This window comes from Neobacillus phoenicis (assembly GCF_047302305.1).
Lineage (GTDB): Bacteria > Bacillota > Bacilli > Bacillales > Cytobacillaceae > Neobacillus.
In genome coordinates, this window is the sequence record NZ_CP154847.1 from 2,948,631 (window position 1) to 2,965,529 (window position 16,899).

Here is a 16,899-nt window from a genome sequence, read left to right on the forward strand (position 1 = left end):
AATATGTGAATTATCACATATAATTAAACAAAAGTTGCACGAGGTAAAAACTTTGAAAGTGGGGAAAGAGAGATGGATAAACCTAAAACAATGAAATTGGTTCAAGGGGAAAAGGGAAATTTAATAAAAATAACATCCTTAAATTTAGATGGTGTGATGAGACGGAGACTGTTAGATTTAGGCTTTGTGAATGGAGCGTTAGTAGAAGTTGTTCGTAAGAGTCCATTAGGAGACCCTATTGCTTTTCGTGTGAGTCAAACAACGATTGCTTTACGAAAAGAGGAAAGTTCCAAAATAGAGGGGGAGCTGATTTCTGATGCGGGATGAATATCGCATTGCTTTAGCAGGAAATCCGAATACGGGTAAAAGTACCTTATTTAATGCTCTTACAGGGCTTCGGCAGCATACGGGGAACTGGGCAGGCAAAACGGTTTCACTTGCAGAAGGCAGTGTTCAACATAAAGACAAAACGTTTCATCTTATTGACCTTCCAGGTACGTACTCGCTATTTTCTAACTCGACTGATGAAGAGGTTGCACGTAATTATATTGTTTTTGAAAAACCTGATGTTACGCTTGTTGTCCTGGACGCCACTTCATTAGAGAGAAATTTCAATCTGGCATTACAAGTGTTAGAGATGACAAAAAACGTTGTGATTTGCATTAATTTAATTGATGTGGCAGAAGAGCGCGGCATTCAAATTAATGAGCGCCTGCTGACGAATCGTCTGGGCGTTCCTGTAATTAAAATTTCTGCAAGAAATAAAAAGGGGTTCCCAATGCTTTTAGACACAATAGACCGGATTGTGACAGGAGCAATTGAATGTAATCCTATACAAATAACCTATCCAGATGAGATAGAAGAAAAGATTAAACAAATTGAGCCAAAAGTTCGGGGATTAGTTGGAAACCAACTTTCTGCGCGCTGGGTTTCTTTAAGATTACTAGACGGAGATGAAGCCTTGCTCAATGAAATTAGTAAACGATTAGTAGCTGAGGGGGTTTAAGGGATGAGTCTTCAAGAGCTATATGCAGAAGCACGAAGTTTGTCCACATCAGAGCTTAGAGATGAGATTGTCCAACATCTATACGACCGAAGTCATAAATTATGTCATGAAGGCATTTCTTACACGAAATCAAAACAGGATTCGCGTACGGAAAAATTGGATGCAATCTTTACATCACCAATATTCGGATTCCCAATTATGATTACCATGCTAGGTGTGCTGTTCTATTTAACGATTGCTGGAGCGAATATCCCTTCATCAATGTTAGCAGAGTTTTTTGGGATCCTTGAGGGGTATCTTACTTCATTTTTTCAGTTCATGCATGCGCCCGATTGGCTGCACGGTATATTAGTCCTCGGGTTGTATCGAGGAACGACGTGGGTCATCAGTGTGATGTTGCCGCCAATGGCAATTTTCTTTCCAACCTTTGCTCTCCTTGAGAACTATGGCTATCTGCCAAGGGTTGCCTTTAATATGGATCGTTTGTTTAAAAGGGTTGGAGCACACGGTAAGCAATCCTTAACGATGGCAATGGGTTTTGGTTGTAATGCAGCCGCTGTTATATCGACACGAATCATTGAATCTCCAAGGGAGAGAATGCTTGCTATACTCACAAATAACTTTGTACCATGTAACGGCCGCTGGGGAACATTAATTGTTTTAGCTTCCTTGTTTATGGCTGCTAATTTTACAGGTGGGTTAAAGTCGCTAGTTACCACAGGAGTCATAGTTGGAATTGTTTTATTTGGAATTATTGTCACATTCTTTGTTTCATGGGTATTGTCAAAAACCGCTTTAAAAGGTGTTCCTACTCACTATACGTTAGAGCTTCCACCATATCGCAAGCCGAAGATCTTTGATACGGTAGTTCGTTCGTCTCTAACTAAATCGTGGTCCGTTTTAATGCGCGCGGTAAAAGTAGCAGCACCAGCTGCTATCCTTACATGGGTGTTTGCTAATATTTATATCGGAGATACGAGTATCTTAATGTATGCTGTCGAATTTTTAGATCCGTTTGGTAAAATGCTTGGACTTGACGGATTTATTATGATGGCATTTATACTCGGGTTACCGGCCAATGAAATTGTCCTGCCCATTCTGTTGATGGGATATCTATCAACTGGTTCCCTAACAGAGGTTGATAATCTGGGAGACTTAAAAAATATCTTCTTAGATCATGGGTGGACGTGGCTGACAGCTTTAAATATGATGTTATTTTCACTATTGCACTATCCATGCGGAACCACCTTGCTTAATATTTACAAGGAAACAAAAAGTAAAAAATGGACCTTCATGGCTTTCCTTATCCCAACAGTCATCGCGATCTTGGTACCATTAATCATTACCCAAACGGTAAGAATGCTTGGTATTCTATAATGTAAGGAAGACACCTGAATTAACTCTCAGGTGTCTCTTTCATGAAAAAAATTTATTTTCTTTTTGTAATCTCTTCCGTCACTACGAATGCAAGGTCATTGTTTCCAAACAAGGATAATACACCTAGAAGAGTTTCATCTGGTACTTCACCAGCCTCTTCCTTCGGTACGGTTAACTCAATGGCTTCCCTCAACGCAGGGTTGGCTGCTTGATCAGGGTAAGCCCTTATGTATAATTCTTCCGGATTAAGGTTGTGATTAATGCACCATTGGGCAAAAACGAGGATCATCATTTTCTCTTCCCCGCGATAATTTTCAATGATCTTTTCTTCTAACTCTTTTTGATTCATTTGAATTCTCCTTACAAAAAACTTAATAACTCAATTATATCGGATTTTTTAGTATGTTGCTGAGATTTTAGCTAAGTATCATAACTTACTTAGATTAAATTCAATGGTTTTATGAGATACTGTTTGAAGGTAGAAAATTTTCATTAGGGGTGGAATGGACATGAGTAAAATTGAAATTGGTGAGATTTTTACAATTAGTGATGAGAATGACGATGAACAGGAAGTAGAAGTACTTGGAGTTATGACGATTGAAGGTTCAGAGTATGTGGCCGTCGCATTTGCAGACGAAGTGAAACAAGAAACGGAAGAGGATATTGATATCTTCTTTTTGAAAGTTGATGAGGATGGAGATTTTACAGCGATTGAAAGCGATGAAGAATTTGATAAGGTATCTGAGGCTTTTGATGATATGATGGAAGAAGATGAATAGCTTACTTTGAGAGGGGGATAACCTCTCTTTTTTTTGTTATGAACATGCTGGAAAAATTATGTATGTAAACAATGATTTTTGGCATACTAACATGGAGAATATCTAAAAAGGAGACTTTCATGTTTATTGAAGAGGGTTCAAAGTATCAAATTTCTCAAAGTATCAAAGGTTTTTTTAACTCTGCAGAATTAATGACAGTAAAAAGTAATAACGGTATCACGGTCCAATTCATTCTCGGCGACAGTAAAGGTCATGGGTCTATGCCTGTTGAACATATGAATTATTTATTGAAAAGGTCTAATTTAACTCAAATCCCTAATAAACGAGCTTTATTGAATACGGACCAAAATGAGGAACAGATTGGATAATATGTATTTAAAAATAACTATGGCATTGCTCTGAAAAAGCAATGCTTTCTTTATGGTAAAATGGGGTATATATATGACAAGATGAATGAAATGGAAGGAGTGAGGATGATGGAAGTAAAATTTCAAAAACTTGAAGGTTCATCGATTTCATATGTAGATAAAGGAGAAGGAATGCCAATTGTACTTCTTCATGGTTTTTGTGGTAGTTCTCGTTATTGGGAAGAAATCATACCGGAATTATCAAGAAACTACCGGGTAATTGTACCAGATTTGCCTGGTCATGGGCAATCTGAAACCATTTCTAATGGAGTAACAATTGAGGCGATCTCTGAATCAATTAAAGAATTGATTGATGGACTAAAATTAGGGAAGGTAACGATGTTCGGTCATTCCTTGGGAGGATATATCACTCTTGCTTTTGCTGAAAAGTATAGCGACCAATTAAATGGATTTTCTTTAGTACATTCTACTGCATTTCCCGATTCAGATGAGGCAAAGAAAGGAAGGCTTGCGAACGTAGAAAAAATACAGCAACAGGGAATTGATCCTCTTATAGATGGATTAGTACCAAAGCTTTTTGCCCCAGACCATAAGGATGAAAAATATGTTGAAACGGCAAATGAAATAGGTTATGGCACTACACCAGAAGGCGCTATTCACGCTTTACAAGCGATGAAAGAAAGACCTGACAGGAATCATGTATTAGAAAAAGCAGGGTTACCTGTCCTATTACTTGCAGGAGAACAGGATCAAATCATCCCAGCTGAAAAAACATTTTCAGTTACAAAACCAAATATTACTAATACCTTAATAAAAGACTCTGGACATATGAGTATGTACGAAAATCCTAAGGAATTGATTAGAGAGATGCAGGAGTTTTTGTCAAGGGTGTAATAACAATAATAAAGGTTCCCATAATTAATGGGAACCTTTATCTTAAAAGATTGCAAGTAGAGATTGTATTTGTGGTTCTTTTTCTTGAGGAAATAATACCGGTTCTTCTGTTGCCGGATTAACAGCTCCTTGAAATGCACCATTAACAAATCCAGCAATAATCGTTTGTCCATCACTAGTATAAAAAGGAACAACAGCAATAATAGTCTTTTCCATTTTTGCTACTACGATGAGTGAAGCCCCCTTATAAGAATAACCAGCTGATGTTAACTTTGCTTTAGCTGTTTTAAATTCTTGACTGCTTAGTAAGTCAGCCACAATTTTATTCTTTTCTGCACCCACAAGTGTCCCTGTACATCCACAATCATCCCCAGGTTTTGCTGCTTTTGCTGTATTCCCCGTAGTAACAAAGAGGGATAAAGCGATTAAGGCACCAAATAATAATGTTAATAATTTCTTCATCTTTCTTCCTCCTTTTTCAACTCCTTATTTAATTCTCCTTTTTTCGACAATCTCCTTCAATAAACTTGGAAAAATATTCGACAAATACCATATTTTGTGACGAATTCTTGTCGTGTATTATGTAGACACTAAAAATTAAACAATAAAAAAGCTGAACCACTTTTTTAAAGTGAGTTCAGCTTCATATCCTTAATTCCTCTTAACTGTATAGTATTTAACCGGTTCCTTATTGGAATCGTTCAAAACATTGTAAATAGAGGAAGTTATACTATGAGAGCCTTGTGCATCGAGACCTGCTTCCCAAAGCATCATCCCACCTAAGCTGTGGTCAAGTGCCAGTTTCGTTTTCTTTTTCATCGTTGCATCGCCATTATAATAATAGGTTGTTCCGTTCATTTTTACTGTATCACTATTTGCATTAGCAGGGTTTTCGTTAATGATAGCCCCATAAGATACCTGTTTAATTTTTGGATCAGCAGGTTGTGCGTAAAGCGGTACTCCTAATACCAGCTTTTCTGTTGGTAACTGATATGTTTCAAATAAATGAGTCCAATACGCTACAATTTTTTCAGTAAACGGGTACGGTGATAAGTTTGCCCCATTATACCCACCATCCCACTGCCCGTCATACGCCATGATATTGACATGATCCACATCTGCGAACATTGATGGCTCATACACCACAAAGCCAATTTCTGTAAGGGTTTGGGCATGTATTTTGGAATAAACAGCTATTGATAATTCCTTGTTTTTTGCATGTAACTGGGTACTTAATTCCTTCGTAAAAGCAGCTAGATTTTTTGCATCTGCTTTGGAACGAGGATGTTCAAAATCTATATCAATACCATCTAGCTTTTCTCGTTCTGCGATACTAGTAAGCTCGTTAGCTAACCTTGTTCGGCTAACAGGATTAGAAATCGCAGTTTTGAAATATTCATATGATTCGCCGCCATTCATATGAAACCACCCACCAACAGCCAGCATCACTTTTGTATCATATTTATGCGCTTTAGTGACCGTTGCCCGAAGGTTTCCTATAACAGCATCACCATTGAGCAAAATCCCTCCGTCTTTTGTCGGGTGGGCAAAAGAAAATATCACATGTGTAAATTTTTCGTAATCTACTATATTTGGATCACGAAAATCCTGTACATATCCTATAAGGACTTTCGAAGAGGCATTTTTAACTTCTGGTAAGTCCTTTTTCTGAGGCTTTATCTCAGACTGCGCTGCTTTTTGTATATTCTTAGATTGTGAATGATCGTTGTTAGGAGAGAAAAATACTCCAGTAAAAATGCCTCCAATGAAGGTAATAGAAATTACCAAGGCAAGGAGGCTATAATGTTTTTTCATTAGATGAATTCCTCCTCAGTGTTCTTCAATGAAAATTGTAACAGAAAAAGGATGGAAGAGAAGTTGGTAATATCAACCTATTAGCTGGAAGATGTTCAAACATTTGAAAAGTAGTTCGAGTTTTTGATATAGTAATAAGGTTAATGTTAAAAAATCGTATGTTTTATACGTTTTATAATAAGAAAGCGCAAGGTGGTAAACATGAGTCAAGAATATAGAGTGTTATTATATTATAAATATGTTCAAATAGAGAATGCTGAAGAAACGGCGAATGAACATCGCCAATTTTGTAATGATCTAGGCTTAAAAGGCCGGATTATTATTGCTGCAGAAGGAATAAACGGAACAGTTTCAGGAACGGTTGAACAGACGGATGCATATATGCAATACATGGAGGCGCACCCTCTATTCTCTGGGACAATTTTCAAAATTGACGAAGCATCTGAACATGCCTTCAAAAAAATGAAGGTCCGTTTTAGATCTGAATTAGTTACATTACGTTTAGAGGATGATATCAATCCAAATGTACTAACTGGCAAGCATTTGAAGCCAAAGGAATTTTTTGAACAAATGCAAAAAGAAGATACAGTGGTTATCGATGCTAGAAATGACTATGAATATGATTTAGGACATTTCCGTGGTGCTGTAAGACCGGATATATTAAACTTCCGTGATTTACCTCAATGGATTCGAGAGAATAAGGAGCAGTTTGAAGGAAAAAAAATCCTTACTTATTGTACCGGCGGGATTCGTTGTGAAAAATTCTCAGGATGGATGCTTCAAGAAGGTTTTGAAGACGTTTCACAGCTGGATGGTGGGATCGTTACTTATGGTAAAGACCCTGAGGTACAAGGTGACCTATGGGATGGACAACTCTATGTATTTGATGAACGTATTAGTGTCCCAGTTAATCAAAAAGAGCATGTAGTGGTAGGAAAAGATTACTACACTGGAGAGCCTTGTGAACGCTATGTCAACTGTGCAAATCCAGAATGTAACCGAAAAATCATATGTTCAGAAGAAAACGAACACAAACATTTACGTAGCTGTTCGCATGAATGCAGGGTTCACCCTAGAAACCGTTATGTGGCTCAGCATGGATTAAGTGAAGATGAGGTAAACGAAAGATTAATGGCTCTTAAGTAATAAATAATTAGAAGCAGGTCAGTTAGCTGACCTGCTTTTTATTTTTCAAAAAATGGGATATTTAGATACTTATGGTATATAATTGTGAAAATGATTTTCGAGGAAGGAGATTAATATGCAAACCTATACAAGCCGCAACGAAGTACCCGTTTATGAGAAGTGGAATCTTGCAGATATCTTTACCAATGTAAGTAATTGGGAAGAAGACTATCAATTAATTGAACAACTAGCGGTACAATTGAAGGGATATGACGGAAATATTCATAATGGCCATAGTCTCTATCAATACCTTCAGCAAAGAGAGGATTTATCGTTTCATTTTAATAAGTTGTATGCTTATGCCATGTTATCAGTGGATGAAAACACAAGAGATACCAATGCCCAATCTCTATTAGAGCGGGCGAAACAACTCAGTGTGAAGGTTAGCTCTTCCACCTCATTCTTTATGCCTTTTTTATTAAGCTTAGATGAGACAACTTTAAAAGGATACTTGGAAGAAGAAGAAAAGCTAGGTTACTTTGCTGAAGATTTATGGGAATCCTTTCGTTATAAGAAACACGTGCTTAGCAAGGAAAAGGAAGAACTACTCTCACAATTAGGTGATGCCTTGTCTGTTCCTAGTCATACGTTCGGGATGATTAATAACGCTGACATTAAATTTGGAGATGTTACAAATGACAAGGGGGAACGTGTGGAGTTAACCAGAGGAATGTACGCAAAGCTTATTGAGAGTGAAAATCGAGAAAAGCGAAGAGAAGCTTATAAGGCATATTATCAGCCTTATGTTCAATTAAAAAACTCCATTGCATCTACTCTTGCAGCGGCCATCAAAAATAATGTGACTTTAGCTAAACTACGTCAATATCCATCTGCACTTGAAAAGTCATTATTTGGTGATAAAGTACCGAAGGGTGTATATGAGAACTTAATACAAACAACAAAAAAAAATATTGCATCATTGCATCGATATACACAAATCCGGAAGGGAAAATTAAAGCTAGATGAAATTCGCCAATACGATATGAGTGTTCCACTCATAAGTGGAGTGAAGCAAGTAATCTCATATGAGGAAGCTTATGAAACCATGTGTAAGGCATTAGCTCCTCTCGGAGAGGAGTATATTCAAATTCTTAAAGAGTTTAAGGATGCTAGATATATCGATGTTCGGGAAACGCCTGGTAAACGATCTGGTGCCTACAATTTAGGTGTTTATGGGGTGCATCCCTTTATCCTTTTAAATCATCAGGATGATTTGGATAGTTTATTTACCTTAGTGCATGAATGCGGTCACGGTGTACACAGTAGACTAAGTTCCGAGCATCAGCCGCAAATAACCGCAAGGTACAGCATTTTTGTAGCAGAGGTAGCTTCCACAGTTAATGAAGTGCTTTTAATTAATTATTTATTAAATAATGAGAAGAATGTAGAGGCTCGCAAACATTTGCTCAATCATTTTATTGATCAATTTAAGGGTACTTTCTTTACACAGGTGATGTTTGCTGAGTTTGAAAAGATAACCCATGAGATGGCAGAAAAAGGGAAACCGCTTAATGTTGAGGTATTTAATCAAACATACGAAAACTTGTTTAGAGAATACAATGGGAATGAACTTGTATTTGATGAGGAAGTAAAATATGGATGGTCAAGAATACCTCATTTCTATCGTCCTTTTTATGTTTATAAGTATGCAACTGGTTTTGCTTCAGCGATTCATTTGGCAACTAGGATTCTCGAAGGTGATGAGGATACACTTCAATCCTACTTGGAATTTTTAAAGAGTGGCAGTTCCGATTATCCCTTAGAATTATTGAAGAGGACTGGTGTAGATTTGACGTCACCATATCCAATTGAAAACTCATTAAAGAAATTTGAAGAATTAGTTGAGGAGTTCTCCAAACTGTAAATTTACTGAAAACCGGAATTCTTCCTTTTATTAGGGAATTACGGTTTTTTTTTGATAGAGTATTGTAAGAATTTGTTATAGAATTAAGAAAGTTAGAAAAATAATAAAGGGGTTAATTGCATTTATGAATGAAGAGACAGAAAAAAAAGGGACAGAAACCAGATTACTTCGCCATCGACCTCCAAGAAAGAGAAGGAATATTATCCTAATTTTTCTTTTAATTTTGATTGCCTCCGGTGGAACGTATTATTTCAGTGGCTTAAACTCAGAAACAGCCTCTACAAAATTAACGAAAAAAGAGCCAGTACGGACGGAGCCTGTTACAAAAGCTTCTACGAAGGGAGAAACCAAACAGGAAGAAAAAACAGCAGATAACCAGACTGCTACTCCAGAACCTGTTACAGAAACTAGTATAAAAATTAGCGCAGCCGGTGATTTTACGCTTGGAACTGATGAAAGCTTTACCTATAGCGATTCCTTCGTCAAGACGGCCTCCACAAATGGTCTTCCTTATTTTGTAAAAGGGTTAAATGACATTTTTAAGAACGACGACCTCACAACTGTCAATCTAGAAACAACCTTAACAAATGCCACCCAAAAGGCTCAGAAGACTTTCCGCTTTAAAGGTGACCCATCGTATGCACAAATTTTAGAGCTTGGAGGGATTGAAGCTGTCAATCTAGCAAACAATCATATCCATGATTACCTTGAGAAAGGATATACGGATACTATTAATACACTTGAAAATCAAAAAATCGGTTATTTTGGTTACGATCATCAGTTTATTACAACGGTGAAAGGTGTGAAAATTGGGGCTTTAGGATATGAAGGCTGGAATGATTCAGCAGACGTTCGCAATAGAACTGCTCAGGATATTAAAAACCTAAGGGATCAGGGTGTACAAATCATTCTTGTCCATTATCACTGGGGAAATGAGGGGCATTACGTACCTGAAGGGTCACAGAAATCATTAGCCCATTATACCATCGATAGTGGTGCGGATCTGGTATTGGGACATCATCCCCATGTTGTGCAAGGTATAGAAGAGTACAAAGGTAAGTTTATTGTCTATAGTCTTGGGAATTTCATGTTTGGTGGGAATAGAAACCCAAGAGATAAGGACACATTTGTATTTCAACAAACGTTTCATTTGAAGAATGGACTACTTACAGACCAAAAAGAAATTAATGTCGTTCCATTTTCTATATCGTCTGTTTCCTCAAGGAATAACTATCAACCTACTTTATTAACAGGTGCTGAGCATGACCGCGTTAAGAAAAAGATTATTGATGCTTCAAACAAAATAAATGGCTCTGATTGGTTAGTATATGAAAATAAAGACCAGGTTGCAAAAAAGTAAGGGGTAATTAACTCTTTAAAAATTGAGCTGTGAAAAAGGTCTATGTTGTTTAATAGACAATGTTGATTGGAGTGGAAGGCACGAAGACTCCTGCGGGAGTACGGGGCAGGGGAGACCCCGCAGGAGCGAAGCGACGAGGAGGCTCCCCGGCACGCCCGCGGAAAGCGAAGTGCCTGGAGCGGAAATCAACAGGCACGCTTAAAATAGCCAAAAATTAAGGTTTGCCATTTCATACTAGGAGGGTTCAAATTGGATACAAAGTTTAATAAACCAAAAGGATTTGGTGAAATTCTTGATCATACCTTTAGCTTAAGTAAAAGCCGCTTTAAGGATTTTTTTCGTATTCTACTTTTGCTAATGGGACCTTTATATTTACTCGAAGCTATTGTCCAGTTGGCTTCTGGAACAAGTTTTTTTAGAGCTGTTGGTACAGGTGGTGCTTGGTATGAACAGATGCTATCTAGTTTTGAAGAAACAGGAACACTTGATTCAAGTAGTTTGGGAGCAGACGTTGGCGTGATCTTGGTAGGCCTGATTAGTCTCATACTAGGTCCGGTAGCTGAAGCTGCAATTCTTTTTGCAATTGATCATGTACGAAGAAATGAAGAATATACTGTTGGTTCTGTCATTAAACAGGCCTTTTCCCGATTTTGGCCAATGATCGGAAGTAGCATTTTATTTGGATTAATCGTTTTTGCTATCATCTTAGTTCCGATTATTATCATTACTTTAGTAGTAGTTATTGGTGTTGAAATCCATCCTGTATTAAGTATCCTAGGTGCTATCTTATTGTTTTTGGGATGTGCAGTTGGAGTTGGTCTGCTTTTGACCCGTTGGAGCTTTTATTTTGGTTCTGTGGTATTAGACAAAGAATCACCAGGCATGGCTAAAAGTTGGAGACTGACGAAAAAGAGGACATGGCCATTAGTGGGGTTATATCTCGTATTTTATTTGATTATTTCAAGTATCGGTTTTGCCGTTCAAATGACGTTTGGAATTATTTTGGGAAATAGCGTGCTATTAAGTATTATTTCAAACATTGCTACACTATTTACAACTTTGATTTTTTCAGTTGGTTATAGTGTTATGTATCTTGACTTAAAGCTCAGACATGATGCCGATGATTTAAAAGAAATGATTGATGATTACAACCTGGTAAAGTAAATACATAAAAGTAAGCTAGGTGATGAAAATGCTTGATCCAAGCAAAGCTCGTAACACGTTGGAAAATATATTAAACCGTAAAGAATATAGGGTCTACCAAGATGGTACCAAAGGTTTGTTAGAGACCTGGTGGGAAAAAGCAAAGGAATGGGTCACTGACCAATTGTCTAAGCTGTTTCCTTCCATGGAATCAGCAAGCAGCGCTTCAGGACCAGTTCTTATTAGTATAATCATAGTAGTTGTTCTTTTTTTGTTAATTTTTACATTTTTTATGGTACGTAACATTAGACGGAACCGGACGTTTCGAGAAAAAAAGCCTCTGCAATCATTAAAGGAAATGAATTGGTCCTATCAAAAACATATAGAAGAGGCGAAAAAACAAGAAGAACTGGGAGAATACAACCTTTCAACTCGTCATCTATTTTTAGCCTTTCTTTTATATCTTCATGATAAGGAATGGCTTGAGGCGAGGATCTGGAAAACTAATTGGGAGTATTATGAAGAACTGCGGAAAATACAGCAACATCGAGCGGAACAATTTTTCCTTCTAGCCAATTTTTTTGATGAAGTGACTTATGGTGAGAGAAGAGTAAGCAAAGAAGAATATAGTAAGTTCTCGAAAGAAATTAACCAATGGTTTGCTGGACATGAAGTTGAACACCTTGGAGAGAGGAGATAGGAATGCATTGAGAAAACTAGCATCAATTAGCCGATCATGGATCGGGCTGACTGTTTTACTCCTTTTATTTATTCTTATAAGTTTTTTCATTTATTCGCAAAAACCGAAGAGTTATCCAAGTTACGTTTCTGACTCTCCTGCTCCAACCGGTGTAAAAGCATTTTATACATATGTAAAGGATGAAATAGGAGGAAAAACGTGGTCATATTCTCCTGACCTACTACCAAAAGGAGAAAGCCATCAACTTCTTGTTATGGTCGAACCATTTTTTACTCCAGATCAAAAAGAAACGAAAGCGTATATAGATTTTATGGAAGCTGGTAATACCATTATATTGTTTAAAAACAATCCAAAGGGAATGTTTGATATAAACACTGGACCATTTGAAGAGTCTCCTGCAACATCAAAGGATATACTGAGTGTAACTAATCAAAACCATGTCTCCTTTAAAGCGGAAATGAACTCATTTATTCGATTATATCCCACGGATAAGGATCAGATTTTACTAAATGATACTGCAGGTGCTGTTGCACTTAAACGAACGTATGGACAAGGTCAGTTAATTGTAACTATTGCACCAGAATGGATGACAAATGGTAATCTATTAAACCATGATCATTTGCCACTTATTTTAAGCTTCGTAGACGAAGCTAAACCCCAAAACATCTTGTTTGATGAATACCTGCATTCTGGTAAGAGTGCAGCTGGCCAATTAGCAGTATATCCAATGTGGTTATTAATAATGTTATTACAAGGTATTCTCATCATGATTTTATGGCTATGGCATAAAGGAAAACGCTTTGGACCTATTTTTACCCCAAGAGAGGAAACCATTCGATTTAGTGATGAGGGAATCCAAGCCTTGACCGCTTGGTTTATACGTGGGAGAAGGTATCAAGATTCCATTAGGATTCAGGCTGATTATGTGAAACACTTGCTACAGGAACATTGGCGGATCCCATATAGTAAAGAGTGGAGGAATTCCATTAGTTTGTTGGAGAAGAAATGGAAGCAAATGTCGAGCAGTGAAATTAATTCCTTTATAAATGGATTAGAAATCATATTAGATAAAGAAAAGCTTAGTAAGCAAGAATACTTGCTTTGGTCAAGAAAGCTTGACCGATTAAGGAAAGAGGTGAATGAGGGATGAAAACTGTTTTAACATCCTTCCTAGAAAAATATGAGGAACGCATTTTAGGTCAAGGACTCAATCTAAGACTCTTATTGTCAGCTGTTTTAGCTGGAGGACATGTCCTTCTAGAGGGAGTTCCGGGTACTGGTAAAACACAAATGGTAAGGACACTTGCTAGTCTCCTTGGAGGAAACTTTAATAGGATTCAATTTACGCCTGATTTACTTCCAAGTGATATTACTGGAAGTACCATTTATAATATGAAAGAAAGTACGTTTCAAACACTAAAGGGACCAATTTTTACAAATATTCTTCTAGCAGATGAAATCAATCGCACACCTGCAAAGACACAGGCTGCTTTGTTAGAAGCGATGGAAGAAAAACAAGTGACGATTCAAGGTGAAACGTATACATTGCCGGAAGTATTTTTTGTCGTTGCTACCCAAAATCCAATTGAATTTGAAGGTACATATCCGCTACCAGAAGCACAGCAAGACCGCTTCCTATTCAAACTACAAATTAACTTCCCAACGTTTGAGGAGGAAAAGAAGGTATTACAACAAGTAATTGAAAAGCGTTTTACTGAAAATCTAGTAGAACCCTTCCTGGATATGAACACCTTTCAAACGATTAGACAGGAAATTGAGCGGGTTACTGTTGGAGAGAATGTCCTAGATTATATTATGCAAATTGTCAGAAAGTCACGTGAGTCTGATTCTATTCGTTTTGGAGCAAGTACGCGTGCAGGAATATCTATTGGTAAAGCAGCTCAGGCTTGGGCATACATACATGGCCGGAATTACGTAACACCAGATGATATCAAAATGGTGGCAAAGCCAGCATTAAGACACCGAATACAGTTATCTCCACATGTGGAATTGGAGGGAGCAAACGTTGACCAAATCATTGAAGAGCTTGTGGGGTCGGTTCCTATTCCAAGATAGAGGGATTCTACCAACGAAAAGGTTCATGCTCATTGTCATAATATTATCGTTTCTGTTAGTCATGGGCAGCGTTTTAGAATTACCATGGGTATTTATTATTGCGGTTGATATCATGTTGATAGTGACTAGTTTCTTTGATTTGTTCTTTTCTCCGAAAAAAGGTCAATTAACTATTAAACGATCGATTCCAGAGGAGTTAGAAAGAGGCTTGCACTATAAAACGATGATAGAGATAACAAATACTTCAGGCTGGCCTCTTACCTATCAAATAATTGATGGTTTGCCACAATCATTCATCACAATGTTTCCCCTCTTGGGTGAGGTACCAAGAAATTCTACTGTACAGTTAACCTATGAAATGACTGCTACAAAAAGAGGAATTTATGATGTTTCCAAACTATATTTTCGCTATAAAAGTTTCCTTGGTTTATGGGAGAAACAGATCACTTTAGAAATGTATGATTCAGTAAAAGTGATACCAGATTTAACAGATACAAAGCAGTATTTAGCCAATGCACAACAATTTCTTGTAAATGAGGGTTTGCAAATTCGTAAAAACCGAAGTGGTGTGGGTGATTTTTCAAAAATAAGAAGTTATGTAGTAGGCGATGACCCTCGAAAAATAAATTGGCGCCAAACTGCGAAGCTACAAGAAGTTATGACAAATGATTATGAACCGGAACATGGAAAGTATATTACATTATTAATTGATTGCGGACGAATGATGGGAGCAGAATTAAAAAAGGGAAATCGGTTAGAAAAATCGTTAGAAGCTGCGTTAACTGTAGCGGCGGCTGTACTAAAAAAAGGCGATTATGTTTCTGTCCTAGCTTTTTCAAAAAAAATAAAGGTGTTCGTGCCTCCTGCCAAGGGTATGGCGCATTTACAGGTGATTCTAAAGGCTGTTTATGATATAAATGTCGACGCAACCGAATCTAATTATGCCTCAGTACTCCAATACTTAGAATCGGTGCAAAAGAAGCGAAGTCTCATGATTTTATTTAGTGATGTTCGTACTTTTCTACATGAGGAGAGTGCGCTTACATATTTAAAGCGTCTTAGGCAACGTCATATGTTTTTAATGGTAGGGATTGAAGATGAGACCCTTTTAGAAAGAAGAAATGAAGAACCTAAAGATGTACATGCTGCCATGGTAAAAAGTATGGCTCAACAGCAATTACTTTTTAAGAAGCGGGAGAAAATCAAGTGGGAAAAGCAGGGCCTCCAAATGATTGAGGCCCCAGAGGAAAAATTGGCGATTACTGCAGTATCTCAGTATATCGACATTATGAATCAAAACCTTTTGTAGACTGATTTTTTATGAGTAACAGCTTACCTATAACAACATATAAAACCAAACCAAGCACAGTTAAACTAGCAACCATATACTTAGCTTCTAATGAGATCGCTGCTGGAGTGATAAAGCCTTCGATTATTCCAGCAATAACAAATAATGGGATTGTACCAAGCAGTAGCTGAACAGACCGTATCGCTTGTTGTTTTAATTGAAAGCCCCTTGAAAATTGGCCTGGAACAAAGAGCTTATAGCCCATTAACAAACCTGCTCCGCCAGCAATAAAAATGGCAGTGAGCTCAATCATTCCATGTGGAACGATATAGGCCCAAAAATCATAGGACTTATTGTGATGCCAAAAAAGCCCGGCGAGTGAACCAATGATGATGCCATTATAGACCAGTAAATAAACCGTCAACAGACCAAATGTGATTCCCCCTGCGAAGGCTAAAATAGCAACCTTGATGTTGTTTGTCATAATGGTTGCTGACATAAGTGAGGAATCCACCGCACCATGTCCATTTCCAAGCTGTTCAGGGTCAACTCCTTGAGCAATTTCTGCAGGGAGAATGGAATAAATATGTAAGGGATCATTCAATACGGATAGAAAGCTGCCTATGGCACCGATGGTAAAAAGAATCATGGCAGCGACAACAAATCTCCATTGTTCGATTAATAATCCAATAAACTTCGTGCTGAAAAAATAACGAATTTGCTTCATACTCGATACTTGATCCTTATACATAAGGTTATGTGATTTTGCTACTAGTCCATTTAGGTAAAAGGTAACATCATCATTAGGAAAGTAGGTTTGACTATACGAAAGATTTTGAGCAGCTTTTTGATAAAGCCGATGAAATTGAATAATGGTCTCACCTGTAATTCTTTTTCTACTTTTATTTAAGGAAGTGACCAATAGCTCTAACTGGTTCCACTCATCTCGGTGCTTTTTAACAAATTGCTTAACATTCATATTGACACCTTCTTGGTTTGGTATTTTAGTAAGTTATCTTACTATTAAAACTTTCTTTTTCACCT

18 protein-coding genes are annotated in these 16,899 nt (G+C 37.4%); 14 read left to right on the forward strand and 4 right to left on the reverse strand.

Features of this window, described 5'->3' with window-relative positions:
• Nucleotides 1-90: 90 nt before the first annotated feature.
• Genes AA0X95_RS15345 through AA0X95_RS15355 form a run of 3 tightly spaced genes read left to right on the forward strand, consistent with a single transcriptional unit; the run spans nt 91 to nt 2,383 of the window.
• Nucleotides 91-327, forward strand: a complete 237-nt coding sequence (locus AA0X95_RS15345) for a FeoA family protein (protein ID WP_374121079.1) — start codon at nt 91-93, stop codon at nt 325-327.
• Nucleotides 317-1,006, forward strand: coding sequence for a FeoB small GTPase domain-containing protein (locus tag AA0X95_RS15350; protein WP_413299246.1), 690 nt, complete (start codon nt 317-319; stop codon nt 1,004-1,006). The genes AA0X95_RS15345 and AA0X95_RS15350 overlap by 11 nt, the downstream gene beginning before the upstream one ends.
• Before the next feature lie 3 nt (nt 1,007-1,009).
• A complete protein-coding gene (locus AA0X95_RS15355; RefSeq protein ID WP_413299248.1) occupies nt 1,010-2,383 on the forward strand; it encodes a nucleoside recognition domain-containing protein in 1,374 nt (457 codons plus the stop codon).
• Between the two features lie 52 nt (nt 2,384-2,435).
• Here the strand turns inward: AA0X95_RS15355 and AA0X95_RS15360 are convergent, their stop codons facing one another.
• Nucleotides 2,436-2,732, reverse strand: coding sequence for a hypothetical protein (locus AA0X95_RS15360; RefSeq protein ID WP_413299250.1), 297 nt, complete (start codon nt 2,730-2,732; stop codon nt 2,436-2,438).
• A 154-nt stretch (nt 2,733-2,886) separates the two neighbouring features.
• Here AA0X95_RS15360 and AA0X95_RS15365 point away from each other — a divergent pair, with 154 nt between their 5' ends.
• The 3 genes from AA0X95_RS15365 (at nt 2,887) to AA0X95_RS15375 (ending at nt 4,424) form a co-directional block, all read left to right on the forward strand.
• On the forward strand, nt 2,887-3,162 hold the full coding sequence (locus AA0X95_RS15365) for a DUF1292 domain-containing protein (RefSeq protein WP_413299252.1): 276 nt from the start codon (nt 2,887-2,889) through the stop codon (nt 3,160-3,162).
• A gap of 119 nt (nt 3,163-3,281) precedes the next feature.
• Complete coding sequence (locus AA0X95_RS15370) at nt 3,282-3,530, forward strand: hypothetical protein (protein ID WP_413299254.1); 249 nt, start codon at nt 3,282-3,284, stop codon at nt 3,528-3,530.
• Between the two features lie 105 nt (nt 3,531-3,635).
• Nucleotides 3,636-4,424, forward strand: a complete 789-nt coding sequence (locus tag AA0X95_RS15375) for an alpha/beta fold hydrolase (RefSeq protein WP_413299256.1) — start codon at nt 3,636-3,638, stop codon at nt 4,422-4,424.
• A gap of 42 nt (nt 4,425-4,466) precedes the next feature.
• Here AA0X95_RS15375 and AA0X95_RS15380 read toward each other — a convergent pair whose 3' ends face one another.
• Both AA0X95_RS15380 and AA0X95_RS15385 read right to left on the reverse strand, forming a co-directional pair.
• Nucleotides 4,467-4,886: a hypothetical protein gene (locus AA0X95_RS15380; protein ID WP_413299258.1), complete on the reverse strand. Its 420-nt coding sequence runs from the start codon at nt 4,884-4,886 to the stop codon at nt 4,467-4,469.
• Between the two features lie 189 nt (nt 4,887-5,075).
• Complete coding sequence (locus AA0X95_RS15385) at nt 5,076-6,239, reverse strand: glycoside hydrolase family 18 protein (RefSeq protein ID WP_413299260.1); 1,164 nt, start codon at nt 6,237-6,239, stop codon at nt 5,076-5,078.
• Between the two features lie 201 nt (nt 6,240-6,440).
• On the opposite strand from AA0X95_RS15385, the gene AA0X95_RS15390 reads away from it, so the two are divergent.
• The 8 genes from AA0X95_RS15390 to AA0X95_RS15425 all read left to right on the forward strand — a co-directional run bounded on the left by AA0X95_RS15390 (nt 6,441) and on the right by AA0X95_RS15425 (nt 15,876).
• The gene (locus tag AA0X95_RS15390; RefSeq protein WP_413299262.1) at nt 6,441-7,385 is read left to right on the forward strand and encodes a rhodanese-related sulfurtransferase; all 945 of its coding nucleotides are present in this window, start codon (nt 6,441-6,443) and stop codon (nt 7,383-7,385) included.
• 115 nt (nt 7,386-7,500) lie between these two features.
• Nucleotides 7,501-9,288 (forward strand): oligoendopeptidase F, encoded by a 1,788-nt coding sequence (gene pepF / locus AA0X95_RS15395; protein WP_413299264.1) that lies wholly within the window; start codon nt 7,501-7,503, stop codon nt 9,286-9,288.
• Nucleotides 9,289-9,412: 124 nt separating this feature from the next.
• Nucleotides 9,413-10,648 carry a CapA family protein gene (locus tag AA0X95_RS15400; RefSeq protein ID WP_413299266.1) on the forward strand — a complete coding sequence of 412 codons (1,236 nt, stop codon included), beginning with the start codon at nt 9,413-9,415 and terminating at the stop codon, nt 10,646-10,648.
• A 249-nt stretch (nt 10,649-10,897) separates the two neighbouring features.
• Complete coding sequence (locus AA0X95_RS15405) at nt 10,898-11,812, forward strand: hypothetical protein (RefSeq protein WP_413299268.1); 915 nt, start codon at nt 10,898-10,900, stop codon at nt 11,810-11,812.
• A 28-nt stretch (nt 11,813-11,840) separates the two neighbouring features.
• Entirely contained in the window at nt 11,841-12,491 is a 651-nt protein-coding gene (locus AA0X95_RS15410) for a DUF4129 domain-containing protein (protein WP_413299270.1), read from the forward strand.
• A 7-nt stretch (nt 12,492-12,498) separates the two neighbouring features.
• Nucleotides 12,499-13,641, forward strand: coding sequence for a DUF4350 domain-containing protein (locus tag AA0X95_RS15415; RefSeq protein ID WP_413299272.1), 1,143 nt, complete (start codon nt 12,499-12,501; stop codon nt 13,639-13,641).
• Nucleotides 13,638-14,567: an AAA family ATPase gene (locus AA0X95_RS15420; RefSeq protein WP_413299274.1), complete on the forward strand. Its 930-nt coding sequence runs from the start codon at nt 13,638-13,640 to the stop codon at nt 14,565-14,567. The genes AA0X95_RS15415 and AA0X95_RS15420 overlap by 4 nt, the downstream gene beginning before the upstream one ends.
• Entirely contained in the window at nt 14,518-15,876 is a 1,359-nt protein-coding gene (locus tag AA0X95_RS15425) for a DUF58 domain-containing protein (RefSeq protein ID WP_413299276.1), read from the forward strand. Before AA0X95_RS15420 ends, AA0X95_RS15425 begins: the two co-directional genes overlap by 50 nt.
• On the opposite strand, the gene AA0X95_RS15430 is transcribed toward AA0X95_RS15425, so the two are convergent.
• The gene (locus tag AA0X95_RS15430) at nt 15,854-16,834 is read right to left on the reverse strand and encodes a stage II sporulation protein M (protein WP_413299278.1); all 981 of its coding nucleotides are present in this window, start codon (nt 16,832-16,834) and stop codon (nt 15,854-15,856) included. The genes AA0X95_RS15425 and AA0X95_RS15430 overlap by 23 nt on opposite strands.
• Nucleotides 16,835-16,899: the final 65 nt, after the last annotated feature.

Coding starts and splice junctions, on each gene's coding strand:
- AA0X95_RS15345 (WP_374121079.1), top strand. CDS start 91: ATGAAATTGGTTCAAGGGGAAAAGGGAAATTTAATAAAAATAACATCC.
- AA0X95_RS15350 (WP_413299246.1), top strand. CDS start 317: ATGCGGGATGAATATCGCATTGCTTTAGCAGGAAATCCGAATACGGGT.
- AA0X95_RS15355 (WP_413299248.1), top strand. CDS start 1,010: ATGAGTCTTCAAGAGCTATATGCAGAAGCACGAAGTTTGTCCACATCA.
- AA0X95_RS15360 (WP_413299250.1), bottom strand. CDS start 2,732: ATGAATCAAAAAGAGTTAGAAGAAAAGATCATTGAAAATTATCGCGGG.
- AA0X95_RS15365 (WP_413299252.1), top strand. CDS start 2,887: ATGGACATGAGTAAAATTGAAATTGGTGAGATTTTTACAATTAGTGAT.
- AA0X95_RS15370 (WP_413299254.1), top strand. CDS start 3,282: ATGTTTATTGAAGAGGGTTCAAAGTATCAAATTTCTCAAAGTATCAAA.
- AA0X95_RS15375 (WP_413299256.1), top strand. CDS start 3,636: ATGATGGAAGTAAAATTTCAAAAACTTGAAGGTTCATCGATTTCATAT.
- AA0X95_RS15380 (WP_413299258.1), bottom strand. CDS start 4,886: ATGAAGAAATTATTAACATTATTATTTGGTGCCTTAATCGCTTTATCC.
- AA0X95_RS15385 (WP_413299260.1), bottom strand. CDS start 6,239: ATGAAAAAACATTATAGCCTCCTTGCCTTGGTAATTTCTATTACCTTC.
- AA0X95_RS15390 (WP_413299262.1), top strand. CDS start 6,441: ATGAGTCAAGAATATAGAGTGTTATTATATTATAAATATGTTCAAATA.
- pepF (WP_413299264.1), top strand. CDS start 7,501: ATGCAAACCTATACAAGCCGCAACGAAGTACCCGTTTATGAGAAGTGG.
- AA0X95_RS15400 (WP_413299266.1), top strand. CDS start 9,413: ATGAATGAAGAGACAGAAAAAAAAGGGACAGAAACCAGATTACTTCGC.
- AA0X95_RS15410 (WP_413299270.1), top strand. CDS start 11,841: ATGCTTGATCCAAGCAAAGCTCGTAACACGTTGGAAAATATATTAAAC.
- AA0X95_RS15420 (WP_413299274.1), top strand. CDS start 13,638: ATGAAAACTGTTTTAACATCCTTCCTAGAAAAATATGAGGAACGCATT.
- AA0X95_RS15430 (WP_413299278.1), bottom strand. CDS start 16,834: ATGAATGTTAAGCAATTTGTTAAAAAGCACCGAGATGAGTGGAACCAG.